This window comes from Epibacterium sp. ABV4_022, assembly GCF_056159345.1.
In genome coordinates, this window is record NZ_JBSWVA010000001.1 from 757588 (window position 1) to 772701 (window position 15114).

General features: G+C 63.7%; 15 protein-coding genes. 9 read left to right on the forward strand and 6 right to left on the reverse strand.

Features of this window, described 5'->3' with window-relative positions:
* Positions 1–87: 87 nt before the first annotated feature.
* From ACXAF5_RS03645 to ACXAF5_RS03660, 4 genes are all read right to left on the reverse strand, one after another.
* Positions 88–1554, reverse strand: coding sequence for an aldehyde dehydrogenase family protein (locus ACXAF5_RS03645; RefSeq protein WP_474947791.1), 1467 nt, complete (start codon positions 1552–1554; stop codon positions 88–90).
* Positions 1437–3056 (reverse strand): tripartite tricarboxylate transporter permease, encoded by a 1620-nt coding sequence (locus ACXAF5_RS03650; RefSeq protein ID WP_474945567.1) that lies wholly within the window; start codon positions 3054–3056, stop codon positions 1437–1439. The genes ACXAF5_RS03645 and ACXAF5_RS03650 overlap by 118 nt, the downstream gene beginning before the upstream one ends.
* A gap of 27 nt (positions 3057–3083) precedes the next feature.
* Complete coding sequence (locus ACXAF5_RS03655; protein WP_474945568.1) at positions 3084–3614, reverse strand: tripartite tricarboxylate transporter TctB family protein; 531 nt, start codon at positions 3612–3614, stop codon at positions 3084–3086.
* A 100-nt stretch (positions 3615–3714) separates the two neighbouring features.
* Positions 3715–4659 (reverse strand): tripartite tricarboxylate transporter substrate binding protein, encoded by a 945-nt coding sequence (locus ACXAF5_RS03660; RefSeq protein ID WP_239318854.1) that lies wholly within the window; start codon positions 4657–4659, stop codon positions 3715–3717.
* Between the two features lie 205 nt (positions 4660–4864).
* Here ACXAF5_RS03660 and ACXAF5_RS03665 point away from each other — a divergent pair, with 205 nt between their 5' ends.
* Both ACXAF5_RS03665 and ACXAF5_RS03670 read left to right on the forward strand, forming a co-directional pair.
* Positions 4865–5644, forward strand: coding sequence for an IclR family transcriptional regulator (locus ACXAF5_RS03665; RefSeq protein WP_474945569.1), 780 nt, complete (start codon positions 4865–4867; stop codon positions 5642–5644).
* Between the two features lie 29 nt (positions 5645–5673).
* The gene (locus tag ACXAF5_RS03670; RefSeq protein WP_474945570.1) at positions 5674–7044 is read left to right on the forward strand and encodes an aminotransferase class III-fold pyridoxal phosphate-dependent enzyme; all 1371 of its coding nucleotides are present in this window, start codon (positions 5674–5676) and stop codon (positions 7042–7044) included.
* A 194-nt stretch (positions 7045–7238) separates the two neighbouring features.
* On the opposite strand, the gene rpe is transcribed toward ACXAF5_RS03670, so the two are convergent.
* Complete coding sequence (gene rpe, locus ACXAF5_RS03675; protein ID WP_474945571.1) at positions 7239–7922, reverse strand: ribulose-phosphate 3-epimerase; 684 nt, start codon at positions 7920–7922, stop codon at positions 7239–7241.
* 229 nt (positions 7923–8151) lie between these two features.
* On the opposite strand from rpe, the gene phnC reads away from it, so the two are divergent.
* From phnC to ACXAF5_RS03700, 5 genes are all read left to right on the forward strand, one after another.
* Positions 8152–8970, forward strand: a complete 819-nt coding sequence (phnC, locus tag ACXAF5_RS03680) for a phosphonate ABC transporter ATP-binding protein (RefSeq protein WP_474945572.1) — start codon at positions 8152–8154, stop codon at positions 8968–8970.
* A 69-nt stretch (positions 8971–9039) separates the two neighbouring features.
* Positions 9040–9942, forward strand: coding sequence for a phosphonate ABC transporter substrate-binding protein (gene phnD / locus ACXAF5_RS03685; RefSeq protein ID WP_474945573.1), 903 nt, complete (start codon positions 9040–9042; stop codon positions 9940–9942).
* Between the two features lie 112 nt (positions 9943–10054).
* The gene (gene phnE / locus ACXAF5_RS03690) at positions 10055–10933 is read left to right on the forward strand and encodes a phosphonate ABC transporter, permease protein PhnE (RefSeq protein ID WP_474945574.1); all 879 of its coding nucleotides are present in this window, start codon (positions 10055–10057) and stop codon (positions 10931–10933) included.
* Between the two features lie 3 nt (positions 10934–10936).
* Positions 10937–12256, forward strand: coding sequence for a phosphonate ABC transporter, permease protein PhnE (gene phnE / locus ACXAF5_RS03695; protein WP_239360244.1), 1320 nt, complete (start codon positions 10937–10939; stop codon positions 12254–12256).
* A 157-nt stretch (positions 12257–12413) separates the two neighbouring features.
* Complete coding sequence (locus ACXAF5_RS03700; RefSeq protein ID WP_474945575.1) at positions 12414–13028, forward strand: LbetaH domain-containing protein; 615 nt, start codon at positions 12414–12416, stop codon at positions 13026–13028.
* Between the two features lie 209 nt (positions 13029–13237).
* On the opposite strand, the gene phnF is transcribed toward ACXAF5_RS03700, so the two are convergent.
* On the reverse strand, positions 13238–13960 hold the full coding sequence (gene phnF, locus ACXAF5_RS03705) for a phosphonate metabolism transcriptional regulator PhnF (RefSeq protein ID WP_474945576.1): 723 nt from the start codon (positions 13958–13960) through the stop codon (positions 13238–13240).
* A gap of 122 nt (positions 13961–14082) precedes the next feature.
* Between phnF and phnG the strand changes: the two genes are divergently transcribed.
* Together phnG and phnH are read left to right on the forward strand one after the other, a co-directional pair.
* On the forward strand, positions 14083–14535 hold the full coding sequence (phnG, locus tag ACXAF5_RS03710) for a phosphonate C-P lyase system protein PhnG (protein ID WP_474945577.1): 453 nt from the start codon (positions 14083–14085) through the stop codon (positions 14533–14535).
* Positions 14535–15110 (forward strand): phosphonate C-P lyase system protein PhnH, encoded by a 576-nt coding sequence (gene phnH / locus ACXAF5_RS03715; protein WP_474945578.1) that lies wholly within the window; start codon positions 14535–14537, stop codon positions 15108–15110. Before phnG ends, phnH begins: the two co-directional genes overlap by 1 nt.
* Positions 15111–15114: the final 4 nt, after the last annotated feature.

The window sequence follows — 15114 nt, forward strand, 5'->3', positions numbered from 1 at the left end:
AGACGCCTCCCGCGCCCGTCTTCATCTTCTTCCAAATATCCCCGCCGGAGGCCGCGCGGTCCGGGCGCAGCCAGGGCCGCGCACCCGTCACAACTGAATCCAGGCGGTTTTCAGATCGACGTATTTCTCCAGCGCATGCAGGGATTTGTCGTGACCGTTGCCGGACTGGCCAACACCGCCCAAGGGCACCGTATTATCCGCACCGCCATAGGTGTTCACATGCACCACACCGGCGCGTATGCCTGCCACACAGCGATGGGCACGGGACAGATCCTGCGTCCAGACCCCGGCAGCGAGGCCATAGTCGGTGGCATTCGCGAGCCGTAGCGCCTCTTCTTCCGTCTCGAATGGTGTCACCGACAGGACTGGCCCAAACACCTCGCGTTGAAACAGGCTCGCCTGCTGGGTCACGCCGGTCACGACTGTGGGGGCCATGTAGGTGCCGCCAGTGTCCTGCAAAATTCGCCCGCCGCCACACAGCACCTCGCCGCCTTCGGCGATAGCGCGCTCCACATGCGCGAGGTTGGCCTCCAATTGCACCTCAGAATTCACCGCGCCGATCTGGGTGCTCAGATCCAACGGATCGCCGACCGTCAGCGCCTTGGCATGCTCCACCACCCGCGCGACAAATTCATCATGGATCGATGCCTCCACCAGCAGGCGGGAGCCTGCGACACAGACCTGCCCGGAGTTGCGAAAGATCCCCATGGCGGAAACCTTGGCGGCGTGGTCCAGATCCTTGGCATCGGCAAAGACGATGTTGGGTGACTTGCCGCCCAGCTCCAGATAGCAGCGTTTGAGGTTCGAACGCGCCGAGGCCTCCAGCAACCGCCGTCCCGTCGCGCCAGAGCCGGTAAAGACCATCACGTCCACATCCATATGCTCCGACAGGGCGGCACCTGTCACAGCACCCGGCCCGGTCACCACATTGAGCACGCCATCCGGCAGACCGCAGTCCGAACAAATCTCTGCCAGCCGAAGCAGCGACAGCGACGCGGTCTCGGCCGGTTTCAACACCGCGGAATTGCCCATCGCCAGCGCGGGCGCCAGTTTCCACGCGCCGATCATCAGCGGGAAGTTCCATGGCACGATCGCACCCACCACACCGACGGGCGCGCGCTGCACCAGACCCAGCACATCCGGCGCGGTGGGGGCCACTTCGCCCGCCACTTTGTCCAGCGCCTCGGCGTAGTAGCGAAAGGTCCCGGCAGCGGAGCCGGCCTCAGCCTTCAGCGCCATGTTGTACTCGGTGCCGTTGTCACGCACGCCGAGCACCGTGAGCGCCACAGCCTCGGCCTCGATCCTGTCGGCGATCCGGTGCAGCACTTTCTTGCGCGCCGCAGGCGCCAGCCCTGACCAGCGGCCATCCTCGAACGCCCGTCGCGCAGAGGCGACGGCCCGGTCGACATCTGCCGCCGTGGCCGTGGCCAAAGTGGTCAGAACAGATCCGTCAATCGGCGAAGTAGTTTCGCGTGGCGTGCCCGAACCTTGCGTCCATGCTCCTTCAAGAAAGAGGTTTTGCGGCGCAACAGGAGTGCTCCGAAGCGTGTTGATGCGGTCTTGGTCTGCCATTCGGCCTCCTTCAGCTCGCGCGCTTCCTTGCGAATGCGAAGGACATGCGTCGCCAGCACGATCAAGATGATGGTAAACAGGATGAACGCCACCGGGCGATCAATGAAATCAAAGGGGGTCTTTACCCGCGCCATGGCAGCGCGCAGCTTCACTTCCATAATGCCGCCCAGCACCATGCCGAGGATGATCGGCACCGCAGGCAGTTGCAGGCGCTTGAGGATGAAGCCAAAGAGACCAAAGCCTGCCGCAATAAAGCAATCGGTGGCGGAGTTTCTCAGGGAGTAAACGCCCACGAAACTGAGGGTCAGGATGCCCACGCCGAGGAACCGGTTCGGGATACGCACCACCTGAATGAGCGATTTGGTCGCGCCGAGCAGGAAGACCAGAACCAGCACGTTGAGGATCAGCAGCGCCAGATAAAGCGCGACCACGAAATCCATCTGGTTCTGAAACAGCCCCGGTCCCGGCACCACGTTGTGCACGTAAAAGACCGAGAGCATCATCGCCGTCAGCGCCTCACCCGGAATACCAAGCGCCAAGAGCGGCACCATGGCGGCGGCGGGCACGGCGTTGTTTGCGGTCTCGGCGGCAATCAGCCCCTCGGAAGAGCCATTGCCAAAATCCTGCGGCCGTTTGGAGGATTTCTGCGCGTAAGTGTAGGACATAAACTGCGCGGTGAACTCGCCCACGCCGGGGATCATACCCATCACAACGCCAAACCCCGCCGACACCGAGGCCACACGCGGATGGCGCGCCAGCTCGCGCAGGCCCTGAAACATGCCGCCGCGCAGCTTGGTGAGGCGGATCTTCTCGTCCTCATCGGTCAGCAGCACAAAGGCCTGCGAGATCGCAAATAGCCCCAGCACCACCACGATGAGGTTGATGCCCGACCCAAGCGCATCCGTGCCAAATGTGTAGCGCTGGGTGTATTTCACCGGCTCCATGCCAATGGTGTTGAGGAATATCCCCAGACAGGCCAGCGCCGCCGCGATAAGCGCCTGACCGCGATGGGCCACCACCACCAGCAGCAAGCCCAGCAGCGCGGCAAGGAAGATCTCGCGCGCGCCAAACAGCGGCGCGATTTTTGCCAGCACGGGCGCAAACAGGATCAGGCAGATCACCGAGAACACGCCGCCGAAGAAGCTCGCGGAATAGGCGAGGCTAAGGGCGCGGCGCGGCTCGCCCCGGGCGGTCATCGGATAGCCGTCATAGGTGGTCAGCGCATTGACGGCGGTGCCGGGGGTGTTGATCAGGATCGCCGGGATCGCACCGCCATACATGGACGAGCCATAGATGCCCAACAGCACCGTCAGCCCCACGATGGGATCAAGCGAGAAGGTCGCGGGCAGCAGGATCGCGATGGCCACCGCCGGGCCGACGCCGGGGATCGCTCCGATCAGCACGCCGCCGACGGAGCCCGCCAGCAGTGCCAGCGCCACGTCCCAGCGCATCAGGATGTCGAGGGCAGAAAGGATCAGGTCCATGCGCGCGCGTCTTCCTTGGAAAAAGTCTCAGAGATAGAGGATGGCAAAGCTGCGCCAGGCGTCCGGCAGGTATTCATAGAGAACCGCCCCGGGGATACGCACCGCCAGAACACCCTTGAAGAACAGCACGATGAACACCGCAAACCCGGCACTGATCGCCATCATCTGCGGGCTGCGATAGCCCATCCGCCAGGCCAGAAGCGGCACAAACACCAGGGTCACGGGCAGGTAGCCAGCCAGCGGCACCAGCACGACATAGCCCATGAACCACAGCATGTATTCCAGCGCACTGGCCCACCGTAGCGCCTCGCGCAGGTCGCTGCGTTCAATCCGGCGAAACGGCAGCCGCCACAGGTGCAAGGCGGTGAACAGCACCATGCCGCCCACGCCCACCGCGGGCCAGAACCGTGGCTGGGCAAAGAAATCGGTTTTCTTCACCCAGGCGGTCTGGGTGCCGATCTGCGACAGCAGCAGCACCGAGAGGATGAGGAAAGACAGGAGAAACAGAAGCTGCCCCCGGCGCGGGCCGACAAATCTGCGTTCGCGTTCGCTTTGCATGGAAGGTCTCTGGCTGGGAAGGCGGATCGTGTGGGTGCGTTCGGCGCTGCGAAAAATCCGCCGGGTCACATAGGTGACACCGGCGGAAGGCTCGGGGAGGTTACTCCAGTGTTTCGCTGATCCGCGCCATGGTCTCGATGTCATTGGCAACACGCGCCGCGCTTTCATCGGCGGTCTGCCAGTAGACCAGCGCGCCGGTTTCGGCCGCAACGGCCTGCGCCCGGTCGCTCATCACCGTTTCCTTGGCGACGGCGATGATCTTGTCGCGCACGTCCTGCGGCGTGTCCTTGGTCACGAACAGCCCGTTCCACAGCGCGATGTCCAGATCCGGGTTCAATTCACCAATGGCGGGCGCATCCGGCACCAGCGGGATCCGTTGGTCGGTGATGGAGACCAGCACTTTGACATCGTCCAGGCAGGGCAGGATCAGTTGCAGCGTGGTGTTGATCACATCCGCATCGCCCGAGGCCAGCGTGTTGCAATCCAGCGCGTCAAAGGCGGCATCCGCGCCCCATTCAAAGCCTGCCGATTTGGCATAGGCCTTGGTCACCTGGGTCGGCGTCAGCACATCCCCGAAATGGCCCAGCACCACGTCATTGTCCTGCGCATGCGCCGCCAGCTCCTCCATCGAGGAATAAGGCGCATCGCCCGAGGTCGCGATGACAAAGGGATAGGTGAGGAAGATCCCCAGCGGGTCGAATTTCGCGGGTGTCAGTGGCGGGATGTCGATCTGGTGGCCCATCACCGGCACCCCGATCACGAAGGAGCCCACGGTGTAGCCATCCGCCGGCGCATTGGCGACCTCGATCGCCCCGGGGAAGGGCCCGCCACCGCCGCCGGGCTTGTTCACCACCGCGGCCGCGACGCCGTATTCCTCCTGGAAATCCTCGGCGATCATGCGGGTCAGCACGTCCTCAAGATCGCCCGGGGGCCAGGGCACGATGAAGTTCACGGGCTTTTCCGGGTAGTCCGCAAACGCGGCCCCCGCTGTCAGTGCCAGGCCGGCTGCGGCCACACATCCCTTGAGTACAGATGTCACGGTCATTGGCTGTCTCCCTGTTCGCCATTCGAGTTGCCGTTGGTGAGGTGGCGGCGTTGCTCGCCGCTCGGATGGTGGTTTGATATATGAACCACTGGTTTGAATTTAGATTGACAGCCATAGGGCAGATCTGTCAACAAAAATGAAAGGGCGCGGATCTCTCGGGGTCGCCAGCGCTGTGTTTTCCGGCAGACAGGGACCTGTGACACCCATGGGAACAACCACCAAAGCCTTGAGTTTGCTCACCCATTTCAACCATGGGCGGCTGGAGATCGGCTTGAGCGACCTCACCCGGCTGTCGGGGATGAACAAGGCCACCGTCTATCGCCTGATGAGCGAATTGCAGGAGGTGGGATTCGTCGAGCAGGTGGATGGCGCGCGCTCCTATCGTCTGGGGCCGCAGGTTTTGCGGCTGGCGGCGCTACGCGAAGCCAGCGTGCCGATTCTGTCGGCCTCGCGCCGGGTGCTGCGGGAGTTGTCCGAGGAAACCGGCGAAACCACCCACCTGTCGCTGCTGCAGGGTGATCAACTGGCCTCGCTCAGCCACGCCTATGCGCCGCAGCATGCCACCAAGGTGATGATGGAAGACGCCGAGGTGCTGACCTTTCACGGCACCGCCTCGGGGCTTGCGGTGCTGGGCTTTGCCGAGCCGGGCTTTGTCGAACGTGTGCTCAGTGCGCCGCTGGCCGCCCGCACGGCCCAGACCGAGACCGATCCGGGCGCGATCCGGGCGCTGATTGCCGAGGTGCAGGCGACAGGCATGGCGCAATCCGTCGGCGGGTTCGAGGCGGAGGTGCATTCCCACGCGGTGCCGATCTTCGGCCCCGACCGCGCGGTTCTGGGTGCCCTGGCCGTAGCTGCACCCACCTCGCGGATGACTGACGACCAACGGATCGCGATCCCGCGCGCCTTGCGCGCCGCGGGGCTTGCCCTCACCGAACGTATCGGCGGCGCCTGTCCGCCCGAGTTCCCCACCGACATCGCGGCCTGACCCGCCGCGCCGCGACAAGGAGACCGACCATGACCGCGCACCAAACCGACGCCAATTTCCTGAAAGAACACAACGCCCGGAGCCTCTGGCATCCGATGGCGCATCCCGGCGACAGCCTCGCCAACCCGCCCACCATCGTGACCGGGGCCTCCGGCGTGCGCATCAAGGATGTGGACGGGCACGAGGTGGTCGACGCCGTGGGCGGCCTGTGGAACGTGAACCTCGGGTTCTCCTGCCAGCCCGTAAAGGACGCCATCGCCGCGCAGCTGGACGTGCTGCCCTATTACTCGATCTTTCGCGGCACCACCAACGATCAGGTGATCCAGCTGGCCGAAGAGTTACGAGATTTTTTCGCCCCCGACGGTCTCAGCCGCGCGTTCTTCACCTCGGGTGGCTCGGATTCGGTGGAAACCGCCCTACGGTTGGCGCGGCAGTATCACAAGGTACGTGGCGAGCCGTCCCGGGTGAAATACCTGAGCCTGAAGAAGGGCTACCACGGCACCCATTTTGGCGGTGCTTCGGTCAATGGCAACGCCAACTTCCGCACCGCGTATGAGCCATTGCTGGCCGGCTGCCACCACATCCCGGCGCCCTATACCTATCGCAATCCGTTTAATGAAACGGACCCGGAGCGGCTGGCGCAGCTGTGCCTCGCGGCGCTGGAGGACGAGATCGCCTTTCAGGGTGCCGGCACCATCGCGGCCTTCATCATGGAGCCGATTCTCGGCGCAGGCGGCGTGATCCCACCGCATGAAAGCTTCATGCCCGGGGTGGCCGAGATCTGCCGCAAGCATGGTATCCTGCTGATCGCGGATGAGGTCATCACTGCCTTTGGCCGCTGCGGCTCGTGGAGCGGGTCGCGGCACTGGGGCGTGCAGCCGGACATGATGTGTACCGCCAAGGCGATCACCAATGGCTATTTCCCCTTCGGCGCGCTGATGATTTCTGAGCGGTTGGTCGAGGTGTTTGAAAAGGATGAGAGTGGCAAGGCGGCGATCGGCCATGGCTACACCTATTCCGGCCACCCGGTTGGCGCGGCGGCGGCGCTGGCCTGTCTGGCCGAGACCAAGCGCCTCGATGTGCCCACAAATGCGGCAGCGCGCGGTGCGCAGATCTACGCGGGGCTCCAGGACCTGCAAGAGCGCTACAGCCTGATCGGCGATGTGCGTGGGGGCCACGGGCTGATGAGCGCGTTGGAACTGGTCAGCGACCGCACGACCAAGGCGGCCATCGACAAGAAGACCATCAACACCGTTCAGGAGGTCGCCTATCAGAACGGCGCCATGGTGCGGGTCAGCGGGCCCAACATCATCCTGTCGCCGCCGCTGGTCCTGACCGAAGCGGATGCCGCGCAGATCCTGTCGGCGCTGGACGCGGGCTTTGCGGCGGTGAGCGGCTAGGGCAGCAGGTCGACGGGCGGGCGCGGCAGGCAGCCCCGTAACAGGCCTGCAGTGGATCGCTCCCCGCTGCGAAGGGCGCGGATGCGCCGGGCCGTCAGGTCCGGCGCCCGGCCCAACGGGAGCGGATCTGCCCTGCGGATCCGGCGACGGGCGGGAGCCTCCCCGTCGCTATCTCATCGAGAGGTCCAGCCGGATCAGTCGCGGGTCGCTGCGGCGCGGATCTTGCGGATATTGTCGCCGTACACCTGCGGCGCCTCGACGGAGCCGCCGCGGAACACGGCGGAGCCCGCCACCAGCACATCGGCCCCGGCCTCGGCCACCAGCGGTGCGGTGGTCGGGTCAACACCACCGTCGATCTCGATGTGCACCGGACGGTCTCCGATCATGTCCCGCAGGGCACGGATCTTGCCCGTCATGTCGATGAACTTCTGGCCGCCAAACCCCGGGTTCACGGTCATCACGCAGATCAGATCGGTGAGGTCCAGCAAATGCGCAACAGCCTCTGCCGGGGTGCCGGGGTTCAGCGCGACACCGGCCTTCATGCCCGCGCCACGGATGGCTTGCAGGGTGCGGTGAATATGCGGGCCGGCCTCCACATGCGCGGTCAGCACATCTGCCCCGGCATCCGCATAGGCGTCGATATAGGGATCGACCGGCGCGATCATCAGATGCACGTCCATCACCGTCTTGACGTGCGGGCGAAAGGCTTTGACCGCCGCCGGACCAAAGGTGAGGTTGGGCACGAAGTGACCGTCCATCACATCCACATGCACCCAGTCCGCGCCCTGGGCCTCGATGGCCTGAATTTCCTGCCCGAAGTTGGCGAAATCCGCCGATAGGATGGACGGGGCGATCTTGATGGAACGGTCAAACGACATCGGCGGAGTCCCTTGTGAGAAACGGTGTGAGTGTGATCGCCGCCCGTATAGACCGAAACACAGGATGTGCACAGGCCCTGTTTCCCACCCGCGCGATCGACGCGGGCGGAGGCGGGCAGGGCAGGGGGCACCCCCGCAAATCCGCGGGGTTTACAAAACTTTTACCCTCCTGACACAAATGATTTGGTGATTATGCGTAGGCAGTCGCGGAACCAAAGGGGGCCGCCACGTGCTGCGCATCGACAAACTGACCAAGAGATTCGGCGACAAGACGGCTGTCGAGGCCGCCACGCTCGAAATCGACAAACCCTGCATGCTGGGCATCATCGGACGCTCTGGCGCAGGCAAATCCACCCTGCTGCGGATGATCAACCGTCTGGGCGACGCCTCCGAGGGCTCGATCAGCTTTGAGGGCCGCGAGATCACCACCCTGAAGGGCAAGGACAAACGCGCATGGCAGTCCGAATGCGCGATGATCTTTCAGCAGTTCAACCTGGTGCCACGTATGGATGTGGTCTCCAACGTCCTGCACGGCACGCTGAACCGGCGCTCGACGCTGGCGACCATGTTCAACCTCTATCCGATGGCGGACATTCACAAGGCGATCGAGATTCTGGATCGTCTGGGTATCGCCGAACATGCGCCCAAACGCGCCGAGGCGCTTTCGGGCGGTCAGCAGCAGCGTGTGGCGATTGCCCGCGCCCTGATGCAGGACCCCAAGATCATCCTCGCCGACGAGCCGATTGCCTCGCTCGACCCGATGAACGCACAAACCGTGATGGAGGCCCTGCGCCGCATCCACGAAGAAGACGGCCGCACCGTCATCGCCAACCTGCACACGCTGGATACCGCGCGCCGCTATTGCGACCGGGTTGTCGGCATGCGCGATGGCCGCATCGTCTTTGACGGCTTGCCGGAGCAGCTGACCACCGGCGTTGCCCGCGAAATCTATGGCGCTGGCGCGGATTTCTCCGAAGCCGCCACCTCCACCGCGATCGAAACACTGGACCAGACCGAGGCCATGCGCACGGCAGAGGCCTACGTCTGATCCTGCCCCCTTTCATCCACCCCGGGGCCGGTGTGGTCCCGGGCCAACCAACAACCGGAGTGTTCCACGATGAAAAAACTGATCCTTGCCGCATTGGCCACCACCGCCCTGACCTCCCCGGTCCTGGCAGACGAGATTTCTGAATTCCGCATCGGCATCCTCGGCGGCGAAAACGCCCAGGACCGTCTGAACTCCAACGAGTGCCTGCGCGCCAAGACCGAAGAGCTGCTGGGCGTTGAAACCAAGCTGTTCGCCCCTGCCGACTACAACGGCGTGATCCAGGGTCTGCTGGGCGGCACCATCGACATGGCCTGGCTGGGCGCTTCCGGCTACGCCAAGACCTATCTCTCCGATCCCGAAGCGGTTGAGCCGGTTCTGGTCAAGGTCAACGTCGACGGCGGCTACGGCTACTACTCGGTTGGTTTTGCCCGCAAGGACAGCGGCATCAACGCGCTTGAGGACGTCAAGGGCAAGGTCTTTGGCTTTGGTGACCCGAACTCCACCTCCGGCTACCTGATCCCCTCCATCGAGATCCCGCAGGCGACCGGCTCCACCATGCAGTCCGGCGACTACTTCGGCGAAGTGAAATTCACCGGCGGCCACGAGCAGACCATCGTTGCGGTTGCAAACGGCGACATCGACGCCGGCGTGACCTGGGCCGACGGTCTGGGCAACTGGGAAGACGGCTACAACTCCGGCGCCCTGCGCAAGGCGGTTGACGCTGGTCTCATCGACATGAACGATCTGGTCCAGATCTGGCAGTCCAAGCCGATCCCTGAGGGTCCGGTTGTTCTGCGCAAGGCCCTGCCCGAGGACGTCAAGGTCAAGATGACCGCGCTGATGGCCTCCATGCCGGCGATGGACTACGACTGCTATTACTCCGTGGCGGCGGGCGACTCCAAAGGCTTCCAGCCGATCTCCCACGACGCTTACGAAGTCATCATCGAAGCCCGCAAGTTGAAGTCCAACTAAGCGCGCGCTTTTATGTCTTCGCGGGGTTCGGGCCGGTGCCCGGGCCCCGCAATCGTGGCACGGGCCAGCGTGTGACGCCCCGTGCCACCCCCAATGACTCAGGAAGAATTCAATGGCTGATCTGACCGCTCAGGCCCCCGGATCGGTGGCTGAGATCAAGGCGCAATACGCCGATCTCACCCGTCGCAAGCGTATCTATGGCGGCATCCTTCTGGCCCTGTTCATCGCGCTGATGGTGGCGGGGTTCCGCACCGCCGACGACCGCAATGCAGGCTCCTTTTCCGATGGCTACCAGCGCATCTTCGACTATCCGGCCGAGGTGCTGTCGGAAGCGGCGGAGAAGGCGGTTGAGCTGCCCGCCCATGTGGTCCATTTCTTCCCGGCCCTGATCGAGACGGTGAACATCGCTGGTGCTGCGACCCTGATCGGCGCCATCTTCGGCACCCTCCTGTCGCTCTTGTCGACCCGCGGCATGGCCCCGTGGCCCGCATTGATCCCGCTGTTCCGCCGCATCATGGACATCTGCCGCGCGATCCCGGAAATCGTGATTGCCCTGGTGCTGATCTTCCTTTTGGGCGGCGGCCCGGTGCCGGCGATGATCGCCATTGCGATCCATACCGCGGGCGCCCTGGGCAAGCTGTTTTCCGAGGTCAACGAAAACGCCTCGCTCAAACCCGTCGAGGGTCTGAATTCCACCGGTGCCTCCTGGGCGCAACGCATGTGGCTTGGGGTGATCCCGCAGGTGGGGCCGAACTATGTCTCCTATGCGCTGTTGCGCTTTGAAATCAACATTCGCGCCTCTGCAATCCTCGGTTTCGTGGGCGCGGGCGGCATCGGCTACGAGCTCAAGAACTCCATGTCCTGGGGACAGGGCAAATACGACGAGGCGGCGGCGATCTTCATTCTGCTGTTTGTGACCATTGTTGTGGTGGACCAGATTTCTGGCGCGCTGCGCGACCGTCTGACCCACGGCAACCGGAAAGGGGCCTGAGACATGAGCACCATGGACCTCAACACCGCGCCCCTCAAAGGGCAGATGGACAAGCTGTTTTTCAAGAAACGGCTGATGAACTTCGGCATTCCCGCCGTGATCCTGGCCTATCTCACCTATGTGTTCTTTGCCTTTGACGTGCCGGGCCTGTGGGAGCGTGCGTCGATGGACAATGCCCGCACGCTGGTGTCTGACACCTATAGCTATAAAACCCATGTGACCCGCGACAATCGCACGGGCGATGTGACCTATGCCGTCGAGGGCGAGCGCAAGGGCGAATACCCCGAGGGCATGAGCCCCGATTGGGTCACCCCCGGCGAGACCACGATCGTGGATCTGACGGGCGGACATGTGGTGCGCTTTGGGCCCGAGACCATCGAGTATGATATTCCGGGCTATGGTCTGGTCTCTGCCACGCCATCGCGCAGCCAGGGTGTGCAGGCCGTCCTGCCCGAAGGCGACGTGCCCGAATGGATCAACCTGTCGAAAAACCGTCTGGCGATCACCACCGATGCAGGCCGCCTGACCGTGACCCGCAACCGCGCCGAAGTGTTCCGCTATTTTGTCGGCTGGGAGCTGTTCTTCTTTACCCTCGACAGCCCCTATCATGGTGTTGGTGTGATTGAACTGGCGGGCCGCGCCGTGTCTGGCGAGGCCGGGGCGATCTGGAATGACTTCTGGAACAACAAGATGTGGCGCCACGGCGATGTGGCATGGGCCATTGGCGAGACCATTCTGATGGCCTTCCTCGGCACCTTTGGTGCGGGTCTGGTGGCACTGCCGCTGGCCTTCCTCGGGACGCGCAACTTCATGCCGATCCTTGCGATCCGCTTTGCGGCGCGACGGTTCTTTGACTTTGTCCGCGGTGTCGACTCGCTCATCTGGACCGTGGTTCTGGCCCGCGCCTTCGGGCCCGGCCCGCTCACCGGGGCGCTGGCGATCCTGATCACGGATACCGGCACCTTTGGCAAGATCTTCTCCGAGGCACTGGAAAACGTCGATGAAAAGCAGATCGAAGGGGTATCCTCCACCGGGGCCAAGCCAATCCAGCGCTACCGCTTTGGGGTGATCCCGCAGATCACGCCGGTTCTGCTGTCGCAGCTGTTGTACTTCCTCGAGTCCAACACGCGGTCGGCCACCATCATCGGGGCCATCACCGGCGGCGGTATTGGCCTGTTGTTGACGCAGGCGATCATCACCCAGAAGGACTGGGAAGAGGTCTCCTATTATATCGTGCTGATCATCGTCATGGTGATGTTCATGGACTGGTTCTCCGGCTGGCTGCGCAAACGTCTGATCAGCGGGGACGAGGGCGGCCACTAAAGGCGCGCCGCCGATACCGACGCCTCTTTCAAAAGACCCCTTTCGCAGTCGTGAGAGGGGTCTTTTTGCATCCGGTTCGTGGTGTTTCGGATGGTCTCATGACGGTCGTGATGATATTATAAGTCTAGTTGTATATTGAATCTCGACAGGTGCCCAGATGCCCAGACTTTCCGCCACCGAACCGCTTGTGCACGCCGGGTGCAGCCTGACCAACAGCACCTTTGGGGCTTGGGTTGAGATCGGGGCCGACACCCGGGTCGCCAACAGTCATTTTGGCGACTACAGCTATTGCGACCGGATGTGCGACATCGCCAATGCCGAGATCGGGAAATTCGCCAATATCGCCAGTTCCGTGCGGATCGGGGCGACGGATCATCCGATGGAGAAGGCCTCATTGCACCATTTCCTCTATCGCTCCGCGAGTTATTGGGAAGATGCCGAGGATGACGCGGATTGGTTTCAGCACCGCAAGAGCCGCCGCGCCGTGATCGGGCATGACACATGGATCGGCCATGGGGCGCTGATCAAGCCAGAGGTCACGATTGGCCATGGGGCGGTGGTGGCCTCCGGGGCAGTGGTGACGAAGGATGTGGCGCCTTACACCATCGTGGGGGGAAACACCGCGAGGCTGATCCGTCGGCGGTATCCGGAACAGGTCGCGGACCGGATGATGGCACTTGCCTGGTGGGAGTGGGATCACGCGGTATTGCGCGAGAGACTTGCGGATTTTCGCAGCCTAAAGGCGGAAGAGTTTTTGGGGAAATACGAATGAAATAAAAGGGGTGCGCAACAAGGGGGGGCGCTCCCGCCTCCGCAGGTGCCTTGGCCTGAAAAGGCCAAAACCCCTTGGCGGAGTTGGGCCCGGCCGCGCGTCACCTTCGGGGACGCGCGGCGCGCCGCCGGTGCACCGGCGGCGCCACCCCCAACGGGAGCGGATCGCACCCGCGATCCAGCGACGGGCGGGAGTGCCCCCTTGTTTGTTCAATCGTCGCCGACGGTGAGGGTCACCCGGTCGCCCGCAAACCAGGTTCGGCCAAATTCGATCGGTGTGCCGTTCGCATCATCCGAGATGCCGGTGGTGCGCAGGATGGGCGCGCCTTCTGATGTGCGCAGGTGCAGCGCCTGCGTCGCGGTGGCGAGCTTGGCGGTGATCCGGGTTTCCCGGCGGGTGTAGTCCTCCACCCCGCAGGCGTTCAGCGCAGCCGTAATCGACTCATGTGCCTCCAGCGCGTCGAGGATGCCGGGCAACCGTTCTGCCGGAAACACCGTGCGCGCCAGCGCCACGGGGTGATCGTCCGCATAAGACAGCCCCTCATAGACCACCACCGGATCGCCGGGCTCCAGATCCAGCGCATCCGCCTCGCGTGCGTCTGCTGCAAGTACCTCCAGGCGCAGGACTTTCTTGCTCGGTACACGTCCTGCGCGACGAATATTCTGGTGAAAGCGGATGCGCTTGCCCACCGGATAATCGGTGGGCTTTGCCGCGACAAACACCCCCGCGCCCCGGCGAGCGTGCACCAGCCCCTGTTCCGCCATATCCGCCAATGCGCGCCGCACCGTGTGGCGGTTGACACCAAAGCGTTCGGCGAGCTGCGCCTCGGCTGGCAGCTTTGTTCCCGTCTCGTAACGGCCCTGCGCAATGTCATCGATCAAAGTGATTGCGATCGACTTCCAGACCGGTGTGCGGGTGGCGGATTTGGCCATGTTCAATCCTCTGTCACGAAACCTTCACGAGAGAGCGGCTTGCGCCCCGAGAGCCGACTCATGTAGTATTTGTCTAGTTGTATAGTACATGTAGACAAATCTGCCAAGAGGCGACACCAGACATGACACAAGAAATCACGCCGGAGGCACGCAAGGCTTGGATGAGCCTGCTGTCCACCGCGCCCGAGGCCCGGCTTGCCGCGCTTTTCGACAAGCTGGACGACAGCCCCGACCACGATACTCTGCGCGCGCCGGAAACAGGTGGCGTGATGGTGCGGGGCCGGGCAGGGGGCACCGGCGCGCCCTTCAACCTCGGTGAGATGACCGTCACCCGCTGCACATTGAAACTGGCGTCCGGTGCGGTGGGGCATGGGTACGTGCAGGGCCGCAGCAAACGGCAGGCGGAACTGGCCGCAAAGCTCGACGCGATGATGCAGACAGAGGCCGCCGCAGAGGTCGAGGACAAGATCCTGACCCCCCTGCGTACTGAGCGTGACGCTGCCCGCGCTGCCCGCGCCGCCAAAGCGGCCGCCACCAAGGTCGATTTCTTCACCATGGTGCGAGGAGAGGACTGATGACGCAGACCAATATCTACACGGGCGGCTTTGCCGACCCGGCGGTGGCCTCGGCCCATGGGTTCCGCGCTGCGATGGACGTGATGGCACGTCCGGGCGAGATCCGCGAAATCAAGGGTGGTGTGGCGCCTGAGGGACTGAGCATTGCGGCGGCGAGCCTGATCCTGACGCTTTGCGATCCTGAAACCCGGATCTATCTCGCGCCGGATGTCGACAGCACTGCCTTGCGCGGCTGGATCACCTTCCACACCGGCGCGCCGATTGTGCCCGCAGCGGACGCCGATTTTGCCGTTGGCAGCTGGGATGCGCTGATGCCCATCGACCAATACCGCATCGGCACCTCGGAGTACCCGGATCGTTCCGCCACGCTGGTGGTGGAACTGGCGGAGTTTGCCGCCCCCAATGCCACGCTTACCGGCCCCGGCATCAAGGACACCGTGCGGATGAACCTGCCCGATGTGGCGCTGATGCAGCGCAACGCCATGCTCTACCCGCTTGGGGTGGATCTGTTCTTCACCTGCGGGTCGGAAGTGTCGGCGCTGCCGCGCTCGACCCAGATCCAAGCGGAGGGCTAAGCAG

What these genes read in the sequence shown, in the direction of transcription:
- ACXAF5_RS03665 (WP_474945569.1), top strand. Translation starts at nt 4,865, where the DNA reads ATGGGAACAACCACCAAAGCCTTGAGTTTGCTCACCCATTTCAACCAT.
- phnH (WP_474945578.1), top strand. Translation starts at nt 14,535, where the DNA reads ATGACGCAGACCAATATCTACACGGGCGGCTTTGCCGACCCGGCGGTG.
- phnG (WP_474945577.1), top strand. Translation starts at nt 14,083, where the DNA reads ATGACACAAGAAATCACGCCGGAGGCACGCAAGGCTTGGATGAGCCTG.
- ACXAF5_RS03700 (WP_474945575.1), top strand. Translation starts at nt 12,414, where the DNA reads ATGCCCAGACTTTCCGCCACCGAACCGCTTGTGCACGCCGGGTGCAGC.
- ACXAF5_RS03655 (WP_474945568.1), bottom strand. Translation starts at nt 3,614, where the DNA reads ATGCAAAGCGAACGCGAACGCAGATTTGTCGGCCCGCGCCGGGGGCAG.
- rpe (WP_474945571.1), bottom strand. Translation starts at nt 7,922, where the DNA reads ATGTCGTTTGACCGTTCCATCAAGATCGCCCCGTCCATCCTATCGGCG.
- ACXAF5_RS03670 (WP_474945570.1), top strand. Translation starts at nt 5,674, where the DNA reads ATGACCGCGCACCAAACCGACGCCAATTTCCTGAAAGAACACAACGCC.
- phnE (WP_474945574.1), top strand. Translation starts at nt 10,055, where the DNA reads ATGGCTGATCTGACCGCTCAGGCCCCCGGATCGGTGGCTGAGATCAAG.
- phnE (WP_239360244.1), top strand. Translation starts at nt 10,937, where the DNA reads ATGAGCACCATGGACCTCAACACCGCGCCCCTCAAAGGGCAGATGGAC.
- phnF (WP_474945576.1), bottom strand. Translation starts at nt 13,960, where the DNA reads ATGGCCAAATCCGCCACCCGCACACCGGTCTGGAAGTCGATCGCAATC.
- phnD (WP_474945573.1), top strand. Translation starts at nt 9,040, where the DNA reads ATGAAAAAACTGATCCTTGCCGCATTGGCCACCACCGCCCTGACCTCC.
- ACXAF5_RS03650 (WP_474945567.1), bottom strand. Translation starts at nt 3,056, where the DNA reads ATGGACCTGATCCTTTCTGCCCTCGACATCCTGATGCGCTGGGACGTG.
- ACXAF5_RS03660 (WP_239318854.1), bottom strand. Translation starts at nt 4,659, where the DNA reads ATGACCGTGACATCTGTACTCAAGGGATGTGTGGCCGCAGCCGGCCTG.